General features: G+C 59.0%; 17 protein-coding genes and 1 riboswitch. Of the genes, 10 read left to right on the forward strand and 7 right to left on the reverse strand.

The annotated features are described in order from the left end of the window. Positions 1-19: 19 nt before the first annotated feature. Positions 20-1,429 carry an alkaline phosphatase PhoX gene (locus K325_RS0114465; protein ID WP_029654982.1) on the reverse strand — a complete coding sequence of 470 codons (1,410 nt, stop codon included), beginning with the start codon at positions 1,427-1,429 and terminating at the stop codon, positions 20-22. 195 nt (positions 1,430-1,624) lie between these two features. Then, complete coding sequence (locus K325_RS0114470; protein WP_029654983.1) at positions 1,625-4,084, reverse strand: metallophosphoesterase family protein; 2,460 nt, start codon at positions 4,082-4,084, stop codon at positions 1,625-1,627. A 191-nt stretch (positions 4,085-4,275) separates the two neighbouring features. Between K325_RS0114470 and K325_RS0114475 the strand changes: the two genes are divergently transcribed. Continuing rightward, positions 4,276-5,289, forward strand: coding sequence for a putative 2-aminoethylphosphonate ABC transporter substrate-binding protein (locus K325_RS0114475; protein ID WP_029654984.1), 1,014 nt, complete (start codon positions 4,276-4,278; stop codon positions 5,287-5,289). A 37-nt stretch (positions 5,290-5,326) separates the two neighbouring features. Here K325_RS0114475 and K325_RS0114480 read toward each other — a convergent pair whose 3' ends face one another. The 3 genes from K325_RS0114480 to K325_RS0114490 form a co-directional block, all read right to left on the reverse strand. Next, positions 5,327-5,983 (reverse strand): HAD family hydrolase, encoded by a 657-nt coding sequence (locus tag K325_RS0114480; RefSeq protein ID WP_029654985.1) that lies wholly within the window; start codon positions 5,981-5,983, stop codon positions 5,327-5,329. A 132-nt stretch (positions 5,984-6,115) separates the two neighbouring features. After that, positions 6,116-8,125: an alkaline phosphatase family protein gene (locus K325_RS0114485; protein WP_029654986.1), complete on the reverse strand. Its 2,010-nt coding sequence runs from the start codon at positions 8,123-8,125 to the stop codon at positions 6,116-6,118. Positions 8,126-8,296: 171 nt separating this feature from the next. Next, on the reverse strand, positions 8,297-9,172 hold the full coding sequence (locus K325_RS0114490) for a LysR substrate-binding domain-containing protein (RefSeq protein ID WP_029654987.1): 876 nt from the start codon (positions 9,170-9,172) through the stop codon (positions 8,297-8,299). A gap of 144 nt (positions 9,173-9,316) precedes the next feature. On the opposite strand from K325_RS0114490, the gene K325_RS0114495 reads away from it, so the two are divergent. Together K325_RS0114495 and fghA are read left to right on the forward strand one after the other, a co-directional pair. Continuing rightward, the gene (locus K325_RS0114495) at positions 9,317-10,435 is read left to right on the forward strand and encodes an S-(hydroxymethyl)glutathione dehydrogenase/class III alcohol dehydrogenase (protein ID WP_228128465.1); all 1,119 of its coding nucleotides are present in this window, start codon (positions 9,317-9,319) and stop codon (positions 10,433-10,435) included. Positions 10,436-10,486: 51 nt separating this feature from the next. Beyond that, a complete protein-coding gene (fghA, locus tag K325_RS0114500) occupies positions 10,487-11,326 on the forward strand; it encodes an S-formylglutathione hydrolase (RefSeq protein ID WP_029654989.1) in 840 nt (279 codons plus the stop codon). Here fghA and K325_RS18605 read toward each other — a convergent pair. Further along, on the reverse strand, positions 11,323-11,493 hold the full coding sequence (locus tag K325_RS18605; RefSeq protein ID WP_156836606.1) for a hypothetical protein: 171 nt from the start codon (positions 11,491-11,493) through the stop codon (positions 11,323-11,325). The two genes, fghA and K325_RS18605, sit on opposite strands and share 4 nt — an antisense overlap. Before the next feature lie 164 nt (positions 11,494-11,657). On the opposite strand from K325_RS18605, the gene nhaB reads away from it, so the two are divergent. From nhaB to K325_RS0114530, 5 genes are all read left to right on the forward strand, one after another. Then, positions 11,658-13,163 carry a sodium/proton antiporter NhaB gene (nhaB, locus tag K325_RS0114510; protein WP_029654991.1) on the forward strand — a complete coding sequence of 502 codons (1,506 nt, stop codon included), beginning with the start codon at positions 11,658-11,660 and terminating at the stop codon, positions 13,161-13,163. A gap of 83 nt (positions 13,164-13,246) precedes the next feature. After that, entirely contained in the window at positions 13,247-14,083 is an 837-nt protein-coding gene (locus K325_RS0114515; protein WP_029654992.1) for a substrate-binding periplasmic protein, read from the forward strand. Positions 14,084-14,225: 142 nt separating this feature from the next. Beyond that, a riboswitch (cobalamin riboswitch) is annotated at positions 14,226-14,421 on the forward strand. Between the two features lie 53 nt (positions 14,422-14,474). Then, positions 14,475-17,309: a ribonucleoside-diphosphate reductase subunit alpha gene (locus K325_RS0114520; protein ID WP_228128466.1), complete on the forward strand. Its 2,835-nt coding sequence runs from the start codon at positions 14,475-14,477 to the stop codon at positions 17,307-17,309. Positions 17,310-17,337: 28 nt separating this feature from the next. Continuing rightward, positions 17,338-18,396: a ribonucleotide-diphosphate reductase subunit beta gene (locus K325_RS0114525; RefSeq protein WP_029654994.1), complete on the forward strand. Its 1,059-nt coding sequence runs from the start codon at positions 17,338-17,340 to the stop codon at positions 18,394-18,396. Next, positions 18,397-19,314: an AraC family transcriptional regulator gene (locus K325_RS0114530; protein ID WP_338047446.1), complete on the forward strand. Its 918-nt coding sequence runs from the start codon at positions 18,397-18,399 to the stop codon at positions 19,312-19,314. On the opposite strand, the gene K325_RS0114535 is transcribed toward K325_RS0114530, so the two are convergent. Next, entirely contained in the window at positions 19,276-19,869 is a 594-nt protein-coding gene (locus K325_RS0114535) for a LysE family translocator (RefSeq protein ID WP_029654996.1), read from the reverse strand. The two genes, K325_RS0114530 and K325_RS0114535, sit on opposite strands and share 39 nt — an antisense overlap. 140 nt (positions 19,870-20,009) lie before the next feature. Between K325_RS0114535 and K325_RS0114540 the strand changes: the two genes are divergently transcribed. Both K325_RS0114540 and K325_RS0114545 read left to right on the forward strand, forming a co-directional pair. Continuing rightward, entirely contained in the window at positions 20,010-21,011 is a 1,002-nt protein-coding gene (locus K325_RS0114540; protein WP_029654997.1) for a 2-hydroxyacid dehydrogenase, read from the forward strand. 33 nt (positions 21,012-21,044) lie between these two features. Beyond that, entirely contained in the window at positions 21,045-21,818 is a 774-nt protein-coding gene (locus tag K325_RS0114545; RefSeq protein ID WP_029654998.1) for a CLCA_X family protein, read from the forward strand. The last annotated feature ends 6 nt before the right edge of the window (positions 21,819-21,824 follow it).

The raw sequence follows: 21,824 nt of genomic DNA on the forward strand, positions 1-21,824 counted from the left end.
GCCGCCTCCGGTATATCGGTCACCGAAAGGCTTCGGGCAGGGTCAATTCATAGGTGCGGCCCAGTTTCATAAGTCCCGTTAAGCCGGAAGGAGCCCTCTGTGAGCTGAAATACAGCCGCGAGCCGTCCGGAGTGAAGGCTGGTCCGGTCAGTTCACTGCCGCCACCGGGTACCTGCAGTAATATTTTGGCCGGCTGGTTCGGCACCATCACCATTAATCGCATGGCATCGCCGTCTTCGGCCACCACTACGTCGCCGGCGGGGCTGACCACCAGATTATCCACGTCGTCGAAGCCAGCTTCGCCAGACCCTTCCAGCTGGGCGTTGTCGAACACCACCTCGATCAGGTCGTTGTCTACGTCCAGGGCGTAGACCCGGTTATCTCGTTTGCAGGCGAAGAAAACCACGGCCCGCAGCGGGTGCTCGTAACCCGACACAGTCTGTTGGGCACCTTCGGGCCAGAACTGAATCCAGATACCTTCGCCGCCCTTGAATTGCGTACCGGGCGCGCCTTTGCCGGTGCTGTTCTGGATGTCGTTCCGGACCTGACTTTGGGGCCGGTCCGGAGACTGGACATCCACCCAACTTACCCGGTGAATTTCCCGCGCGGCTTCCAGGTCCTCCATGTAGGCGCCGTTTTCGTAACCGCTCACTTCGAGTACCTGCAAGCGGCCGTTGGCCAGATCAAGACCGTCGGCTCCATTAATGGCACTGGTTCGACCTGTGGAAACAAATCGATACAGGCGGCCGTCGCCCTCGTCCTCGGTCATGAACACCGACGCGGTCTCCATATCGACGGCGGCAGCCTCGTGCTTGAACAAACCGAGCGCCGGGTACGACTGGGCCTGCTGCGGTGTACCCAGAGGGTCACATTCGTAGACCTTGCCGTCGAAGATCTCTTCGCAGGACAGCCAGGTGCCCCAGGGGGTGGCACCGCCGGCACAGTTAATCCGCGTATTTTTCAGGATCGGATAGGCATCCACGATCTCTCCATCGGCGCCGAAGCGAAGCGCGCCAACCCCGCCGGGCAGGAATTCACTGTTGGACACGTAAACCCAGCCGCCATCACCCACCGGGAATACCGCGCCACCATCGGGCAATGGATGCCACAGGTACCCGAATGCGTGGGACACTGGCTTGCGCCCTGCTGTGGCGACCAAACGTAAGGAAAACCCTGCCGGAATCAGAATGCCATCGACCCCGGAATCTACCAGTGGGCCAATGTCAGCCAACGGGCCTGCCTCGAGCGGCAGCTCCCGCGCCTCGGGAACCGGCTCAGGGGGAGAAATCGGGTCTGGCTTGTTGGGCTTTTCATTGCCGCTACCGCCCGTCAGCGAAGGGCTGGACGACCCGCCACCACAGGCCGAAAGTGCCGCTGCACTGCCGCCCAGGAACATCAACTGGATCATTTGTCTGCGAGAAAGAGCCATGGCGTGTACTACCTCATCTTTAAAATCCTAAACATTAGTAGGGCAAGATGATGTTCTGGTGACACGGCTCTGGCTGTTGTTTCTTGAGTCGCATAACAGAAAGCCCCTTGCCTGTCTGAACGGGCAAGGGGCTTATCTGAACTCAGGTATCAGACCAGAGCGCCGGGAAAGGCGTCTGGCCTGGTTGGCTCTGCCTCAGTAAAGCAGGTTCAGTGAGAGATCATCGAAATAGATGTCGTTGTCACTGCCTTGTTTCCGGGTGCCCCCGATAGATACCTTCACAGCGCGGACATTATTGGGAAGTTGGCCAAGCACCGTAATGGTTTCCCAGTTTTTCGCCGTCTTGCTGGTGTAGGGCCCAGCGTTGTCCCAGGCAATCTGATTACCGTTCTGGTCGTAGAGCTCGATCGTCAGTTCTGGCTGATCCATGCTCTGCCAGGTGGTGATCTGAGCGGACAGTTGCAGATAGGCTTCCCCCGCATCAATCTGGGTCTGGAACTCAGACACATCCACCAGCTGGGAGGCCTTCTCAGTGCAGCAGTCCGCTGGTTGTCCCTGCCCAAAGCCCCGGCCCGCAAAATAGTAATCTCCTTCTGCAGCCGCCAGGAAACCAGGATTTTTGACCTTGGAAACGACGTTGATGGCGCCACTTTCCAGTGTCCAGCCGGTCAGATCACCGGTTTCAGCATTTCCGTTGATCAGCAGGTTGGGCGTGCGTGTGCCTTCGATGGCGAAGTTGTATTGCTCGCTCCAGGCTGACCAGTTCATTTGCTGATCCCGCACGCGGGAGCGCCAATAGTAGGTGGTGCCTGGCTTCAGGCTCAGTGTTGGACGCTTCTGGCCTTTATAATCGTTGTAGTCTGACGCATGGGTATTGAGGCTGGAGTAGCGCTTGTTCCACCGGTAATGGTCATCGGCGCCAGGGCGAATGCTACGTCGGGTCAGCAGTTCGGAGAGGTCGAGCTGGAATATGTCGACGCCTTCCTGAGTGTTGATGGTTTCAAACCCGACATATTTGTCACCACCGACCTGAGACGCCTCATCGTAGAACAGGTTCTGCCGACGGGTATCATTGCCCCAGATATCAAACACAGGGCCGGAAAAGTCCTGGCTCTCGGAAACCTGCCAATGAACTTCGTGGACAGAATCCGGTGCGCCCACCTGAATCGCGAGCTTTACATTTGCGCCACTGTACTCGCCGGTGCCAGCGGTGGCCTGCGGCAAATTACTGTTGGTGTTCTGCTTGAAACTCAGTTCGTCAACGATGTCAAAATCGAGATCGCCATCGTAGCCGCCCTTTTTGCGCACCAGGCTGACGGATGGTTCCGGGCCAAACTGGTAGGTAAGCAAGTTGTAGCCGAACTCACTCCGGCTGATTTCATACGTATCGTAGTCGCTGATCTGGTTCTTCTGGAGGTTTTCGTTGTCCAAGGGTTCGATGTAGCCAGACACGCTGGCTGCGTTCAGCCAAAGATGCTGGGTATCGAGAGATTGCCCCCGGGAGTAGCTGTGGGTATGGCCAAAAAAGTGCCCGGAAATCGCGCCAGTGCGATCACTGTATTGCTCCAGTTCGCTGACCATTTCGCAAGACCCGATACTTTCGCCCGAGCTCCACAGTTCAGAGAGGCAGCCGTGATGGAACATGCCCATAACAAACTGTTTTTGCTGGATTTCCGCGTCTTTCAGCGTTTCACGGAGCCACTGACGCTGCACCGCCAGCGTGTCGCTGTTGAACTTTCCGTGGGCGCCGCTGATGAGGTAGCTGTCGAGACCGATGAGCCGGAGATCAAGGTAGTCGAGAAAATACCAGTGATCCTCATAGCCGACCGACCCGTTTTCAGGCGGATTCATGTAGGTCCGGTACAGCTGAAGCTCGGCGTTGCCATAGTAGTCATGATTTCCTGGTACGGTGACCAGTGGCACGTAGGGAGTAATGTCGGCCATGCGACCAAACAGCTGATTGCGCCAATGCCCGCGATTGCCACCAGTCTGTACGACATCGCCAGAGATGGTAATGGCGGCAATGTTTTCGGCGCAGGTTTCTGGCTGAGAGAGGCTGCATTCTTTGGACATAATGCCGTCTCTGACGATGTTTTTCAGGACGGGTTCATAAACCGTTTGGTCGAGCTGGGTATCACTGATGGCGATAAATGTGGCTTCGGAAACGTCATCGCCAGGGGCTGGCCAGGTTTTGAAAGCAAAAGGCTGGGTTGCTCTGAGCTGGCTTTCGGTATCGGTGGTCAGCACATAGTATTCGTAGAGTGTATTCGATTCGAGGCCCATCAGGCGTGATGCATAAACCAGCCCGTCTTCGGAATGCACTTCGCCTGCAACTTTTTGGAATTCTCCACCGGTGCCGAAAGGGCGGACCCAGACTTCAGGTTCGGTGTTTTCCGTTTCAAACATGACGGTCATGGTGTCAGAGCCGGGGGCCTGCAAGTATGGGCGTACGATAAATTCCGGTTCTGCATCGGCCTGGGGTGGTTCCACAATCACCGGGTCCGGGTCTTTGCCCCCGGTATCGGGATTGGTACCGCCGGTATCCGGAATGGAATCATTATCACCAGAACCACTGCCGTCAGAGGAACCACCGCAGCCAGCGAGCAGGATCGCTGACAGCGCAAGTGCCAAGGTTGATCGGTGTTTGAGTTGCATACTTTCTCCTTTGGTATATACCAGATATATATATCCTAAGATAGCGCTGGAAGGTTGCAGGGGAATGACAAGAGGGGCAAAGAAATCGTCATGGCATTGTCACAACCATGACATCTGTCGTGTTTATCGTGGAGAGGTCTATCTGGTATAGACCAGAAAGCAAGCTCATAACACGAACCGAGGATAACCACGTGAAAAAACTGAAACACGCCCTTGCACTGGCTCTTTGTGCGTCAGCGATGGGAGCCCAGGCTCAGACAGAACTGACGGTCTATACCGCGCTGGAAGCGGACGACCTGAAAAAATACGCCCAGCGTTTCAACGAAGACCATCCGGACATCAAGATCAACTGGGTGCGGGATTCCACCGGCATTGTGACCGCCCGTCTGTTGGCCGAAAAAGAGAATCCGCAGGCGGACGTGGTTTGGGCACTGGCAGGCACCAGTCTGCTGATGCTGAAAAACGAAGACATGCTGGAACCGTACGCACCGGAAGGTCTGGACCAGCTGTCTCCGAAGTTCCGGGATCGTGATGAAGAGCCTGCCTGGGTTGGCACGAATGCGTGGATGGGTGCGCTGTGTGTGAACACCATTGAGGCCGAAAAAGAAGGCCTGCCGATGCCGACCAGCTGGGAAGACCTGACCAAGCCGGTGTATAAGGGCCACGTTGTCATGCCGAACCCGAACTCCTCTGGTACCGGTTTTCTGGACGTGTCTGCCTGGCTGCAGATGATGGGTGAAGACAACGCCTGGAATTACATGGATGGCCTGCACAAGAACATCAGCCGTTACACGCATTCTGGCTCCAAGCCGTGCAAGATGGCGGCATCCGGTGAGACTGCCATTGGTGTTTCGTTTGCATTCCGTGGTGCCCGCCTGAAAGAACAGGGCGCGCCTCTTGAAATGGTTTTCCCGAAGGAAGGTCTGGGCTGGGAAGTTGAAGCGGCTGGCATCATGAAAGGCACAGACAAGCTGGAAGCGGCTCAGACTCTGGTGGACTGGGCGATCAGCCGTAAAGCGATGGAAATGTACAACGAAGGGTTTGCGATCGTGGCTATGCCGGGTGTGGCGAAGCCTGTGAAGCATTTTCCGGCAAACGCTGAGGAGCTGATCATCGATAACGATTTCGCCTGGGCGGCAGAGAACCGTGAGGCCATTCTGGCTGAATGGCAGCGTCGTTACGACGGTAAGTCGGAAGCGAAGTAAGGCGGGGAGTTTCCGGTCCGGGAACCGGGCCGGAAACTTATGCTCGTGCCGATCCCATCACAGGCCATCCCTCGGCCTTTGCACGGGCCAGCAGGGTGGGGTCCGGGTTGACCGCAACCGGATAGTCCACCCATTCCAGTAAAGGAAGGTCATTGTGCGAGTCTGAGTAAAACCAGGTCGCCTCGGGGTCATTCTCCTGTGCTGCCAGCCATTGTTGCAGCGCTTCGATTTTGCCTTCCCGATACGGGCGCCGGGTACCGATTTCACCGGTCAGCCCGCTTTTATCCCAGATCAGTTCGACACCCAGAGCCTCCGGAACCCCGAGAGCCGCTGCGATTGGCCTCACTAAGTGTTCGCCGGTTGCGGAGATCACCAGTAACTGGTGTCCGTTCTGCCGGTGCCAGTCCAGCCGTTTCTGCATTTTGGTGCAGACTCTGGGCCGAATGACCCGCCGGATGAACGAGGTCACCAGGTCTTCGACCTTCAGCCGGTTCCAGCCTCTCAGGGGGGCCAGGCTGACGCGCATGTAGTCTTCCAGGTTCAGAGTTCCGTTCTGATAGTCCTGCAGAAAAGCGATATCCCGGGCTGAGGCCATTGGGTCTGGCTGCAGGCTCTGGCAGCGGAGAAACGCGGTGAACAGGTTGGCGCTGTCTCCGCGGATCAGAGTGTCGTCGAGATCAAAAATAGCAAGCATAGGTTTGTCCTTCTGGTATACACCAGATTTTGTCAGAGAAGTATGACAATTTTGTGTTGTTGAGGATCAAACGAAGGGGATAAATTGGGGAAAACCCCTGCCTGAATGGGTTCAGGCAGGGGGCTGTGGGGATTACAGTCCGCCGAGCGGGGCTGTTGTATTTGCCAGAGCGCGTGCCTCAGATTCGGTGAGGGCGCGGTCAAACGTAACCAGATCAGCCATGTCCAGGTTCAGGCCGCGACCAACGTTGTAGGTTCCGTTGCCACCTTCGCCCACGTTCAGCGGGAACGGTGAACTCAGGCTGGAGACAGATCCGGTATCTACCCGTGCCGCCTGGAAACCGTGCTTGGCATCCTGAGTGAACAGCGTGGCCTCGTTATTGGTCAGGTCAATGGACACGACCGCGAATACCCACTGGTCTTTGGCCAGCGGCATCCAGGCAGTGTCGGCCCGATGTGAACCGTCGCCAATGTTCAGCTTGATGGAGTCATTGCGAGCAGTGACCACCATGCCGCGGTAGAGCCCACTGGCGAAGTTTTTGTTGGACAGGATGTTGGGATCGCCGTTTACGCTGCCATTAACCCGGAACCGGAAGCCGAAGGAAATCTGGTCATAACCAGACAGGTCTTTGGCCTGGCTCAGATACCCCTGGCTTCGTTTCAGGTTTACCGCTTTGACACCGGAAAACGGACCATCAACGTAAGTCGGGGTCGCGGAGGCTTCAGACACCCAGCCATAGGGGGCGATGGTGCCGTTGAAGCTCGCTAGGCTTTCGCGTTCGGCCAGCAGGGCGCTGAGGTCAACCGGCTCGGCCAGTGACACCTGAGCCCGGCTGCTCACCGGGTTGCCGATGTCGCCCTGGATGGAGTACACCAACGTATGGGTACCTTCACCCATGTCTTCCACGGTGACGGTGTCGGTGAAGCGGGTTTCGGCCGCTGATACTTCACCAATCTGTTCATCGCCCCGGTACACGGTAACTTTGGATACCTCGTCGCTGGTCTGCCAGCTCAGATTGACCCTGGCGGCGGTCATATCGTCCTGCTCCACCGGGGTAATCAGTTTGTAGGCGCCAAGTTCGCCGATCAGCGAGGGGCTGGCAAACTGATCTTCACGGACCGGATCGTGTCCAAGATAGGCCATGGCGGTGGGCACCACGGTGGTAATTGCCGGATAGCCCATCAGGGTGTTCTGCTCTTCGCTGTCAGACAGGGGCAGCGGGGCGGCAGGTGTGGTCAGGAACTCGTTGAACAGCTCCGGTCTGTTGACGCCGATCACGCTGGTGCGCTCCACCACCGTATCACCGCCGTGACCGCCGGCCGGGCGATGGCCGTGGTCGGACACAACCATCACCAGCCACTCTTCATTGAAATTGAGTTCACGCTGATCAATGGCTGCCATCACGCGTCCCAGGTGTTCGTCGGTGGTGCTCAGGCTGGTTTCGTAACGCTCACACCAGCCACAGGCGTGGCCGGCGCCATCCACTTCGTCCAGGTGGGTGAAGATGAAATTCAGATTGCTGTCTTCGGTCTCGAGTTCGGCAACCAGTTGGTCAGTGATGAACTTATCAAGCGATTCACCGTCTGGCCGGTAGGCACCGTCGACCCGGCGGTCAATGTGCGGCATTTCCTTCACCAGGTGACCGCTGTTGATGGGAGTCCAGGCTGCGAAACTGCCGCTGTTGAGGGAAGGGTCGCGTTGCTTCAGGGTGCTGAAAATGCTTGGTACTGCCACGGCTTTGCCGTTGTTGGCGTTGACGCCATGGGCATCCACCCAGGTGCCGGTCAGAATGCTGGACCAGCTTGGGCCGGAATAGGAAGGCTGGTGGGAGCTGGTGTTCAGCAGGCCACCCGCAAAACTTTTAGTCAGTGTGAACTGGCTGAAGTTCGGCGTCGGGGGCTCGTTCAGTTCCGGGTCGTCAACGGCGTCGATGTATTCGTACATCAGGCCATCAATGCCAATCACCAGAACTTTACGGGTTGGGGCTTCCGCGGGTGTTTCGATGTCCGGTTTGGTGATATCGGGTTCCGTCTTGCTATCGTTGTCACTGTCACTCCCGCAGCCGGCGAGCCCGAACAGGGTTGTGGTAGCCAGCAACAAGTACATTCTGGAGCGGGGGAAGGTCTTGGTGTCACGTGTCATAATCGACGTCCTTGGGTGTTATCTAAGGCTAGTGAATCGCGTCATCTGGTATAGTCCAGATTTTCGAATATAAGGACGTTCTTTGACGGTGGTGTTTCAGTCTTGTGTCGAGACTGTCATAACCGTGTGATGCGTTGTGTTGAGATGATGCGCGGCGGTGTCAGCCAGAATTCACGAGCGGCCCAGAGACGCCGAGAAGAAATCGAGCAACAGGCGCACCTTTGGTGAGAGATGGCGGTTATGGGGATAAACCGCCCAGATGCCGTCGTCGTCTTCCCGGTAGTGGGCCAGCAGAGGAATGAGGTCGCCACTGTCGAGCGCTGGCTGAACGTAGTAGTCCGGTAGCTGCACAATGCCGATGCCTTTGAGAGCGGCGTCCATCAGAACGCGCCCGCTGTCGCAGCGAAGGGACCCTTTAACCCGGATATTCCTTGGCTTACCGTTGTCCTGAAAGCGCCAGTAATCCAGATTGCCCAGCAGGCAGTTATGGTGATCAAGCTCTGACAAAGCGTGGGGGGTGCCGTGAGCCGACAGATAGGCAGGTGACGCGCAGACATACAGGGAACGGGACGCCAGGCGCCTGGCAATCATGCTGGAATCCTCCAGTTTGCCCAGGCGGATCGCCAGATCATAGCCGTCGGCCACCAGGTCCAGTTTCTGGTTGGTGAGCCGCATCTCCACCTCCAGTTCAGGAAACTGCGAGACGAAGTCGTTCACCAGCGGTGCAATGGTGGTCTCTCCGTAGGTCACCGGGGCGGTCAGCCGAAGCCTGCCTCTGGGAACACCCTGCCGATCCGTCATGGATCGTTCGGCCTCTTCCAGGGCATCCAGTATCTGTCGGCATTGCTGGTAATAAACCTGGCCGGCTTCGGTCACAGACACCCGGCGGGTGGTCCGGTACAACAATTTTGTGGCCAGCCGGCTTTCAAGGGCGCTGACCTGTCGGCTGACCTGGGCGGTTGAGACGCCAAGACGCCGGGCAGCACGGGTAAAACTGCCGGTTTCAACCACCGCGACCAGTTCGTTGACGCCTTCCCAGGAGGACATTCGATGCTTTCCTTATTGTTACGCTCAGGTAAAAGTTATTTGTCTGTGGGCGTGATTGTCAATAATGTGGTTATAAATACAATGAGAGTACGACCGGCAGGAGACTGCCGCCACTGACCAATGGGGAAGCGAACGATGTCTGACATGATCAAATCCAAAGCCGCGATTGCCTGGGGCCCGGGGCAACCGTTGTCGATTGAAGAAGTGGACGTCATGCCGCCCAAAGCGGGTGAAGTCCTGGTCCGTATTGTGGCCACGGGCGTGTGCCATACCGATGCATTCACCCTGTCGGGTGACGACCCCGAAGGAAACTTCCCTGCCATTCTGGGCCACGAAGGGGGCGGTGTGGTGGCTGCTGTGGGCGAAGGGGTCACCAGTGTAGCCGTGGGCGACCATGTGATTCCCCTGTATACCCCGGAATGCGGTGAGTGCAAGTTCTGCCTGTCAGGTAAAACCAACCTGTGCCAGAAAATCCGCGAGACCCAGGGCAAGGGCCTGATGCCGGATGGCACCACCCGTTTTTATAAGGACGGCCAGCCGATTTTCCATTACATGGGCTGTTCCACGTTCTCTGAATACACCGTGCTGCCGGAGATCTCCCTGGCCAAGGTTAATAAAGAGGCGCCGCTGGAAGAGGTCTGCCTGCTGGGTTGCGGGGTCACCACCGGCATGGGCGCGGTTATGAATACCGCCAAGGTGGAAGAGGGTGCTACGGTTGCCATTTTTGGCCTTGGTGGCATTGGCCTGTCGGCCATCATTGGCGCGACCATGGCAAAAGCCAGCCGGATCATCGGCATCGACATCAACGAAAGCAAGTTTGACCTGGCGCGCCAGCTGGGTGCGACTGACTGCATCAACCCGAAAGATTACGACAAACCCATTCAGGAAGTGATTGTCGAACTGACCGATGGCGGCGTGGACTATTCCTTCGAGTGCATCGGTAACGTTGATGTGATGCGTTCGGCGCTCGAGTGCTGTCATAAAGGCTGGGGCGAGTCTGTCATCATCGGGGTGGCTGGCGCGGGCCAGGAGATTTCCACGCGTCCGTTCCAGCTGGTTACGGGGCGGGTCTGGAAAGGCTCGGCGTTTGGTGGTGTTAAAGGTCGCTCAGAGTTGCCGGGTATTGTTGAGCAGTACCTGCGGGGCGAGTTCAAACTGAACGACTTCATCACCCATACCATGGGGCTGGAAGACATTAACGAAGCGTTTGAGCTCATGCATGAGGGCAAGAGCATTCGCAGCGTGATCCATTTCGATCAGTAATCCGGCTGGCCGTTTGTCTCCGGGCAAACGGCGCCCTGATGGAGCTTTGTCATGACCATTGAGAACCTCAGCAGTCAGAAGAGTTTTGGCGGCTGGCACAAGCAGTACAGCCACGTCTCGGAGCGGCTTGGTTGCGCCATGCGGTTTGCCATCTACCTGCCCCCGCAGGCGTCCAGCGGCCAGAAAGTCCCGGTGTTGTACTGGTTGTCCGGGCTAACCTGCACGGATGAAAACTTTATGCAGAAAGCCGGGGCTCATCGTATGGCGGCGGAACTGGGGGTGGCCATTGTGGCGCCTGACACCAGCCCGCGCGGCGACGATGTGGCCGACGATGACGGGTACGATCTGGGCCAGGGGGCGGGCTTTTACGTTAACGCCACCGAGCCGCCCTGGAACCGTCACTACCAGATGTACGATTACGTGCTGAACGAATTACCGGCACTGATTGAATCGGTGTTTCCGGTTTCAGACCGTCGGTCTCTGGCCGGCCATTCCATGGGCGGCCACGGCGCGCTGGTGCTGGCCCTGCGCAACCCGGAGCGGTTCCGCTCGGTATCGGCATTCAGCCCGATCAGCCACCCGGTGAACTGCCCGTGGGGCCGGAAGGCCTTCAGCGCCTATCTGGGCCCGGATGAAACCGTCTGGCAGAGTTATGACGCAAGCCTGCTCATGCGTGACGCGAAGCATCCGGTTCCGGCGCTGGTGGACCAGGGTGAGGCGGACAACTTCCTGGACGAACAACTGAAACCGGAGGCGCTGGAAGCGGCCGCCGAAGCCAGTGGTTATCCCCTGGAGCTTCGCCGCCATGAAGGTTACGACCACAGCTATTACTTCATCGCCAGCTTCATCGACGAACACCTGCGGTTCCACGCCCGGCACCTGAACCATTAAAAGGTGCAGGAAAGCGAGGCCTCAATGGTCCGCTCTTCTCCGAACCAGCCGTTGTCGCTGTGGAAACAGCAGTCGTATCGCTTGTCGGTCGGATGATTGACCGACAAGCCCACCTCCGCGCCATGCAGGGTAGGGGGCAGTTGCCCCAGGCTCGCACGTTCTGTCAATTCCCGGTACACTATGGTCGCTGCGCCGGGGCGTGCCCCCAACCTAAGCCTAAATATGGGCTGTTCTACCACCTTCGAGCCATTACCCCGGGCACAAATATCAAGGAAGATAACGGCCTTGTGCCGCATACTTCCCCGGCAGTCATCTTCAGAAGAATTGAGCAATGCCCAACACCGTATTTGCTGGCTTCACCCAAAACTTCCTTGGCAAGGCGCCCGTCTGGTACAAGCAGATTATCCTGCTGTTTCTTGTGATCAACCCGATTGTGATGTACGTGCTCGGCCCCGGGGTAGCGGGCTGGCTGCTGATCGGCGAGTTCATTTTCACCCTGGCCATGGCGCTGAAGTGTTACCCCCTGTTGCCGGGTGGGTTGCTGGCGGTGGAGGCGCTGCTGATTGGCCTGACGTCTGCCGATGCGGTCTATCATGAGGTTCTGACCAATTTTCCGGTGATTCTGCTGCTGATGTTCATGGTGGCGGGCATTTATTTCATGAAAGAGCTGCTGCTGGTGGCCTTTACCCAGATTCTGGTGGGGGTTCGCTCCAAGTCAGCGCTTTCGCTGCTGTTCTGCGGGGCGTCGGCTCTGCTGTCTGCGTTTCTGGATGCGCTGACGGTCACGGCGGTCATCATCAGTGTGGCGGTCGGTTTTTTCTCGGTGTATCACAAGGTGGCGTCGGGCAAGGGCTACCAGCAGAAGGACCATAACACCAACAGTGACGATGAAGTGATCGAGCTGCACCGGGAAGACCTGGAAAACTTCCGGGCGTTCCTGCGCAGTCTGCTGATGCATGGTGCTATCGGGACGGCGCTGGGTGGTGTCGCGACCATGGTGGGTGAGCCGCAGAACCTGCTGATTGCCAAAGTGGTGGGTTGGGATTTCGTGGGCTTTTTCCTGCACATGGCGCCGGTGAGTATCCCCGTGCTGTTTGCCGGGCTGGCCACCTGTTGGGCGCTCGAAAAGTTGCGCTGGTTCGGTTACGGCGGTCGTCTGCCGAAACCGGTACGGCGGGTGCTGGAAGAATTTGCGGACAACGAGCGGGCGCGGCGGACCAAATCTGACCAGGCTGCCCTCTGGATTCAGGCGATTGCCGCCGTCATTCTGGTCTGCGGCCTGGCGTTTCACATTGCCGAGGTCGGGTTGATTGGCCTGCTGGTGATTATTCTGATCACCTCGTTTACCGGCGTTACCGATGAACACCAGATTGGCAAGGCCTTCCAGGAATCGTTGCCCTTTACGTCACTGCTGGTGGTGTTTTTTGCCGTGGTGGCGGTGATCCACGAGCAGCACCTGTTCAAGCCGGTAATTGACTATGTGCTCAGTCTGCCGGAAGGCCAGCAACCGGGCATGTTCTTCATTGCCAACGGCTTGTTGTCGATGATCAGTGACAACGTGTTTGTGGCAACGGTGTATATCAGCGAAGTGAAACAGGCGCTGGAAGCGGGAAGTATCAGCTACGAACATTTCCAGACTCTGGCGGTGGCCATCAATACCGGCACCAACCTGCCCAGCGTGGCCACCCCCAACGGGCAGGCGGCGTTCCTGTTCCTGCTGACCTCGGCCATTGCGCCTCTGGTGCGGTTGTCCTACGGGCGCATGGTTGTTATGGCCATGCCCTACACGGTGGTGATGGGCGGCGTGGGCCTGTACATGGTCACACATGCGTTCTGAGTCAAGTTTTTAAGATTTTGCCGCGCAGTTTTCAAACTATCTGTTAACCTTCAGGTAAACAGTTATAAGAAAAAGCGATATCCATGCGCAGCTTTGAACCATTCAATCTATGCTCGTACCGGTTGTCCCTGCCACTGGCCGTGTTGATCGTGGCGTGGATTGCCGCAGTTCTGGCTCCGAGCGCGGGCGCCTCGACAGGCGTGGACGCCCCCGTTAACACCATTCGGGTGGCGTACATTGAATTCCCTCCCATTACCTATCGCAACGACCGTGGCGAGCCCGCTGGTGATGTGGTGGATATCACCCGGAAGGTGGCCCGGGAGGCGGGGTACGAGCTGGAACTCATCTACCTGCCGGTGGCGCGGGCCTACCTGTACGTCAGGAACGGCACCATCGACATGCTGATGGCCCTGACCGATATCCCCGGCCTGAAAGGCGATATCCTTGAAAGCTGGGTCAGCCCGACGCCGGTGGTGCTCAGCGCCTGGTATCTCGACAAGATGGCGCCGATTGATCATCTAGACCAGTTTCGGAATAAAACGGTGATTCTGATCAGCGGCTATACCTACGCCGGCCTGCGCGACTGGCTGCTGTCTCAGGCCGATATCCGCATTACCGAAGCACCCAATCACCGGTCGGCCCTGAACATGCTCAAGCGCAACCGCGGAGACTACCTTCTGGATTACCGGCAACCTGTCCGGGATATTCTGGTGCACCCGACGGATGCCGACGTCCGGGAATCGGAGATACGCAGCCGTCACGGCGCCTGGCTGTTCTCACTCGCCAACCCCCGTGCGGCCGTCCTGCGCGAGGCCTTTGATGAAGCCTATGTCCGTCTGGCAGAGCGTGGTGAAGTGCCGCCGGTTGAACCCTTCCAGAAAACCTATGTGGTGCCCGGGTTTCCGGCTGCGTATCGCTAGCGATAGTGGCTGGCTGCGGGGGGAAGGTCACGTCATGCTCCGGAAGATCGGGTTTCTGTTAATCATTGGTTAAACCTTCTGACTCGTCTTGTTTTGGGTTATTAGGGCGTATATAGTGACGCCATCCTTGGTTCACTACCATATATTGTGATCAAAGTCTGATCATCTTGTTTACAGGGTAGTCGGGAATCCGGTGAGAATCCGGAACTGACGCGCAGCGGTATTGGGGAACGAGTGTGGCATTAAGACACTGGCGAAAGCCGGGAAGTCGCCACACAAGGCAGAACAAAACGTTCATGCCCCTGAGTCCGAAGACCTGCCAGGGAACAGAAGCCCCCCATGGGTTTCTGAACTGCACCTTCGCGACTTCAGGGTGAGCAGACTGGCACAGGTGCCCAGACCCCGGGCAAGGTGTGTTTCTGCATTCGCGAAGGAAAACACGGAATCAACGCGAATTCAGGAGAGCACCATGACTGCCGCCACCCTGGCCGACGCCTCGGCCACCGACACCCAGTCCCTTCAGGTTATCAAACGTAATGGCACCCTGGTTGGGTTCAATCCGGCCAAAATCAGCGTAGCGGTCACCAAGGCCTTTCTGGCGGTCGAAGGTGATCAGGCGGCTGGCTCTGCCCGGATCAACGACGCCGTGCATCGGGTGACCGAGCAGGTGGTACAGGCCATCAGCCGGCGCCTGAAAGCGGGCGGCAAGGTGCATATCGAAGACATTCAGGACCAGGTGGAACTGGCCCTGATGCGCGCCGAAGAGCAGAAGGTTGCCCGGGCGTACGTGCTCTACCGGGAAGAACACGCCCGGAAGCGCGCTATTGACGAGCCGGTGGAAGCTCACCCCCATCTGACCGTGAAGAAGAGCGACGGCAGTGTCGCGCCGCTGGATCTGGGCCTGATGAAACTGCAGGTGGAGCAGGCCTCGGCCGGGCTGGATGGCATTGATGGTGAATCCCTGGTGGATGATGCCCTGCGTAACCTCTACGACGGCATCGAAAGCACCGAAGTGCTGACCGCCCTGATCATGACCGCCCGCGGCCGCATTGAACGGGAGCCGGATTACAGCGCGGTGACCGCCCGCCTGCTGCTGGAGCAACTGCGCCTGGAGAATGCCGATGCCCTGGGGCTGCCCCGCAACCAGTCGCTGGCGGAGACTTATCCACAGGCGCTGACGGCGTTCATTCATGCCGGTATCCGCTATGAGCTGCTGGATGAAGCCCTGGCCGCGTTTGATCTGGAACGCCTGGGCGAGGCCCTGAAACCGGAGCGCGATCAGCAGTTCGGCTTCCTGGGCCTGCAAACCCTCTACGACCGTTACTTCCTGCACTGGAATCAGGCCCGCCTGGAGCTGCCGCAGGTGTTCTTCATGCGCGTGGCGATGGGGCTGGCGTTGCGTGAAGACGACCCCAATGCCCGTGCTATCGAGTTCTATGAGCTGTTGTCCAGCTTCGATTACATGTCCAGTACGCCCACCCTGTTCAACAGCGGCACCCGCCACTCCCAGCTGTCGTCCTGCTACCTGACCACGGTTGGTGACGATCTCGAAGACATTTACGGTGCCATCAAAGACAACGCGCTGCTGTCCAAATGGGCTGGCGGTCTGGGCAACGACTGGACGCCGGTGCGGGCGCTGGGCTCGCACATCAAAGGCACCAACGGACAGAGCCAGGGCGTGGTGCCCTTCCTGAAAGTGGTGAATGACACCGCCGTGGCGGTGAACCAGGGCGGTAAACGCAAGGGCGCGGTCTGTGCCTATCTGGAAAGCTGGCACCTGGACATTGAAGAGTTCCTTGAGCTGCGCAAAAACACCGGTGATGAGCGCCGCCGCACCCACGACATGAACACCGCCAACTGGGTACCAGACCTGCTGATCGAGCGCATGCGCGAAGACCGCGACTGGACTCTGTTCTCCCCCAGCGATGTGCCCGACCTGCACGACCTGTATGGCAATGAATTCCGCGAACGCTACCAGCACTACGAAGCACTGGCGGAGCAGGGCAAGATCAAGCTGTTCAAGAAACTCCCGGCCAAACAGTTGTGGCGCAAAATGCTGACGGTGCTGTTTGAAACCGGCCACCCCTGGCTTACCTTTAAAGACCCCTGCAACCTGCGTTCCCCCCAGCAGCATCAGGGCGTGGTGCACAGCTCCAACCTGTGTACTGAGATTACCCTGAACACCAGCGCCGACGAGATTGCCGTGTGCAACCTGGGGTCGGTGAACCTGGCGGCGCACATCCGGGACGGCGAGCTGGACGTACAACGCCTGGAGCGCACCGTCACCACCGCCGTGCGCATGCTCGATAACGTGATCGACATTAACTTTTACGCGGTGCCCCAGGCACGCAACTCCAACCTCAAGCACCGGCCCGTGGGCCTGGGCCTGATGGGGTTCCAGGACGCGCTCTACCAGCTCGGCCTGCCGTACACCAGCGCTGAGGCGGTGGAATTTGCCGACGTGGCCATGGAGCAACTGAGCTATTTCGCCATCCGGGCCTCTGCCACCCTGGCGGGTGAGCGGGGCGCCTACGAAACCTACGAAGGTTCCCTGTGGCACCAGGGTATCCTGCCAATCGATTCCATCCAGAACCTGAAGGAAGCCCGCCGGGAGGGCGACCTGTCGGTGAACACCGACGCCCGCCTGGACTGGGCGCCAGTGCGGGAACTGGTGGCGAAAAACGGCATGCGCAACAGCAACGTGATGGCCATTGCCCCGACCGCCACCATTTCCAACATCGTGGGCGTGTCGCAATCCATCGAGCCGGCGTATCAGAACCTGTTTGTGAAATCGAACCTGTCGGGCGAATTCACCGTGGTGAATCCCTCCCTTGTACGGGATCTCAAGGCCGAGGGCCTGTGGGACAACGTGATGGTGAACGACCTGAAATACTTCGACGGCAGCGTGCAGCAGATTGATCGCATACCGGACGAACTCAAGGCCCGCTACGCCACGGCCTTTGAAATTGACGCCCGCTGGCTGGTGGAAGCGGCATCCCGCCGCCAGAAATGGCTGGATCAGGCCCAGAGCCTGAACCTGTACATGGCCGAACCCAGTGGTAAGAAACTGGATGCTCTGTACCAGCTGGCCTGGGAGCGGGGCCTGAAAACCACCTATTACCTGCGCTCGCTGGGTGCCACCGGCGCCGAGAAATCCGCCCCCGTGGCCGCCCCGCAGCCGCAGGTGTGTTCGATTGACGATCCGGACTGCGAAGCGTGTCAGTAACCACTCACTGTGTCAGGAGATAACGATCATGCTGGACTGGGATGACGAATCCAAATCCGCCAACAAGCCCGCCGCCACCGGCGGCCCGGCGCCCGTGAATGTGGACGACAAACGGGTGATCAACGGCGAGACCGACATTAACCAACTGGCACCGTTCAAGTACCCCTGGGCGTGGGAGTACTTCATGAATGCCAACAAGAACCACTGGACGCCGCTGGACGTGAACATGGCGCAAGACGTTCACGACTACCACCACCGGCTGACTCCGGCGGAAAAGCATGTGTATGAAAACGTGCTGGCGTACCTGACCACCTCCGACATCCTCGCCATGCGCAACATCGGCCTGGCGGTGATGGAGAAGATGAGCGCGCCGGAACTGCAGATTTATCAGGCCCGGCAGGTATATGAAGAAGCGCTGCACACCTGGACCTACCAGCACTGCATCGAAACCCTGAACCTGGACCAGAGCGAGATCTACAACCGCTACCGCGTGGTGCCCGAGATCAACGGCAAAATTCAGCTGGCCAACCGCCGCCTGGATGCTGCCATGCGCTCCGACATGAACCTGCGCAACCCGGACGAGCTGCAGGACTTCGTGATGTCTTACCTGTTCTTCGCCGCGGTATTTGAAGGCTGCTGGTTCTACAACGGCTTCAGCCCTATCTTCGCCCTGCAGCGCCGGGGCCTGATGCGGGGCACCGGCGAGCAATTGCAGTACATCCTGCGGGACGAAGCCATGCACTTCTCGTTCGGCCTGAAAGTGGTCAACCAGATTCTGGAAGAAGAGAAAATCACCCTGGACACGAAAGCCGTGCGCGAGATGTGGGACGAATCCGAAGCGGCGGAAATGGCCTACGCCAACTACGTGCTGCGGGACCCGATCCTGGGCTACTCGGCGGAATACCACACCGAGCAGTTCCGCTTCGTGGCCAACCGCCGGGCCCGCACCGTGGGCCTGGAAGAACCGTTCCCGGGGGCGAAAAACGTGTCGCCCTGGCTGGACGAGCAGGCCACCCTGCGCAAAGAGAAGAACTTCTTTGAAACCCGGGTGATTGAATATCAGACCGGGGCGCAGCTGGAATGGTGAATGTCTGCTAGGCTAGTGCCATACGCACTGGCCTGGCCGATTCGCTTTGAGGCAACCACCATGACCGACCCTCGCAAACCCATCTTCTGGCGCGATGCCCGCATGCCCCATGTGGAATTGCGCAAAGTCGCGGACGGGCGCGAGGTTTGTTATGCGCTGCACACCCACCGGCACTGGTCGATGGGCGCGATTACCGCCGGTGAAAGCACCTTCCTGTACCGCAACGACCAGTACCATGTGCGGGAGGGCGCGCTGGTGCTGATGAACCCGGAATGGCCCCACGCCTGCAACCCGATTGATAACCAGCCCTGGGCCTACCTGATGCTGTATGTGGATACCGGCTGGCTGACCCGTTTGCGGTGTGAGGCTGGCCTGCTGCCAACCGGCGACTGGCAGGACCTGGACACGGCGGTGATCACCGACCCCGGCCAGTACCGGGGCTACTGTGCCGTGGCCGACTGCCTGCTGGACCCCGGGCGGGATCTGCTGGAAAAGCAAAGCCGGGTGGCGGAGTACCTGCTGGACCTGATGCAGAGCCTGTCAGAACCACCGGCTCAGGCTATTCAGCGCCCCTCGGGCACCCTGGCCGCCGTGGCGGACCACCTCGACCAGCATTGCACCGCCGAGGTGTCACTGGACGACTTGTGTGCGATGAGCGGATACAGCCCGGGGCATCTGGTGCGGGCGTTTCGGAAGGCATACGGCTTAACGCCCCATGCCTACCTGATCAACCGCCGCATTCAGCACGGACAGAACGACCTGAAACGGGGAGCCAGCATTGCCGAGGCTGCCCTGAATGCGGGCTTTGCCGACCAGGCGCACTTTCAGAGAACCTTCAAACGCTTGGTGGCGGCCACGCCAAACCAGTACCGGCAAGCCTCAGTCCAGCAACAGGAAAACGCAACTGCCGGCAAGTAACAACGCCAGACAACGGTTAAACGCCCGTAACATACCCGGTTGCTGAACCAGCCGGCGAAGGCCTACCCCCACGTAAACCCAACCGGCCAGAGATACCCAGCAAATGGGCAGATAGAGGCCGGCAAACAGCCACAGCAGCGTTGTGTCTCCCCCTTCAGTAAACGCCCCGATCCCAGCCACCGAGGCCAGCCAGGCTTTCGGATTCAGCCACTGCATCAGGGCGCCGGTGACAAAGCCAGGGGCCGGGCGCGCGTCGTCTTCGGTCAGGCGCCCGTCGTCGGTTGCCAGCCGGTAGCTGAGGTACAGCAGGAAGGCGATCCCGGCCCAGCTTAACCCCCGTTCAACCTGGGGCGCATGCTCCAGCAGCGAATGCAGGCCAAGGCCCACCGCAATAAACAACGCGATAAAACCCAGAGTGGCACCGGTAACAAACATCAGGCCCTGATAGACCGGGTACCGGGTACCACTGCTCAGGCACACCAGATTGACCGGCCCGGGAGAGATGGAGGCCACCAGGGCAAAGGCCGACATAGGAAGAATGACAGACAGACTCATGAATAGCGGGCTCGTTCTGCGACAGGAGTGGCCAGTCTGACCCAGTGGCAACTCCGGGTATTGAATAAAATTGCGGTGCCGGGCCAGGCTGAACTATGTTTTAACTAACGCCCTCTGGTTTTACCCGAAGAGAAAGCCCCATGAAAGTGGCTGTGTACAGCACCAAACCCTACGACGAGCACTTCCTGACGCAGGCCAATCAGGACGGACACCCGCACGAGCTGGTGTTTCTTGAGCCCCGGCTGAATGCCGCAACGGCGGCACTCGCCAACGGGTTCGACGCCGTGTGTGTGTTCGTGAACGACCAGGTGGATGCCCCCGTTCTGGCGCAACTGGCGGAAGGTGGCACCCGGGCGGTGGCCCTGCGTTGCGCCGGGTTCAACAACGTGGACCTGAAAGCGGCCGAACGGCTGGGCATCGACGTTGTCCGGGTGCCCGCCTATTCTCCCTACGCCGTTGCCGAACACACCGTGGCCCTGATACTGACTCTTAACCGGCAGATCCACCGGGCGTATCACCGCATTCGCGACGGCAACTTTGCGCTGGACGGATTGCTGGGGTTCGACCTCCGGGGCCGGACCGTCGGGATTGTGGGCACTGGCCAGATCGGGATGGAAGTGGTGCGTATCATGCGTGGATTCGGGTGCCAGGTACTGTGCAACGACCCTCGCCAAAACCCGGAGGTGCCCGCGCTTGGAGGCCGTTACGTCAGCCTGGACGAGTTGTTCCGGCAGGCCGACATCGTGACCCTGCATTGCCCTCTGACACCAGAGACCCACCACCTGATTGATGCCGGTGCCGTGGCCCGCATGAAAACAGGCGTGATGCTGATCAACACCAGCCGGGGGGCGATTGTCGACACCGCCGCGATCATCGAGGGCCTGAAATCCGGGCAGATCGGCTACCTCGGGCTGGACGTGTACGAGGAAGAGGGCGACCTGTTCTTCGAAGACCTGTCCAACATCGTGCTGAAAGACGACGTGTTTGCCCGCCTCCTGACCTTCCCGAACGTGGTGATCACCGGCCACCAGGGGTTTTTTACCCGCAATGCACTGGAAAACATCGCCCGCACCACCCTTGGCAATCTCACCGAACTGGAAGCCCGGAGGCCGTGCGCAAACCGCGTCACCGCATCCGGCTGAGACAACCCCCGCCGTTGCCCGTAGAATCTCCCCATGGCCAGACAGTTCTATCGAAAAGGCCCGGACCACCGGGCCGGCGCACCGGTTACGTTCCTCGACGTTCGGCGCCGATTTGAGTTTCGCAGTGTCGAGATCGGCCGCTGGGTGACCGAGCCAGAAAAACAACGCAGCGCGGCCCTGTTCTACGACGCGCTGTGCGACCTGATGAGCATTCTGGGAGGCACGGAACCCCTGATCGCACTGCGCGGCACCCTGGCCCTGCAATACGGTATTGGCGGCCGCCCCGGTGTCTCGGCCCATTACACCCCCGCCACCCGCAGCTTCGCTCTGGCCAAAAACGCCGGCCCGGGCAGCATTGCCCATGAATGGTTTCATGCCTTCGACCACTACATCAGCACCAAACTGTTCCGCCAGGTGCCGCCCGGCCAGTTTGCTTCCGGCCAGTGGCTTACCCGCCGGGATGCTATACCGCACCCGCTGAACCAACGGCTCGAAGCCTGCTTCAAAGCCATCCTGCTGGATACCTCCGGTGACCACCCCAGCGACCTGTTCCGGCAGTCGGCAAAGGCCGACCAAGCCGCAGGCGTTCATTATTACAGCCAGCCCGAAGAGCTGTGCGCCAGAGCCTTCGAAGCCTTTGTGCAGGACGCACCACTGAAAAACGCGTTTCTGGTACAGGGCACGAAAGAAAGCGAAGAAGCCCGGCTGGGGCTTTATCCACAGGGTGCACAGCGCGAAAACATTAACCAAGCCTTCCTGGCGTACTTCCATACATTGGGCAGGGTGTTGCAGCGAACACAGGCTTAAAGGGCG

The sequence above is a fragment of the Marinobacter daepoensis DSM 16072 genome (genome assembly GCF_000421165.1).
Classification (GTDB): Bacteria; Pseudomonadota; Gammaproteobacteria; order Pseudomonadales; family Oleiphilaceae; genus Marinobacter; species Marinobacter daepoensis.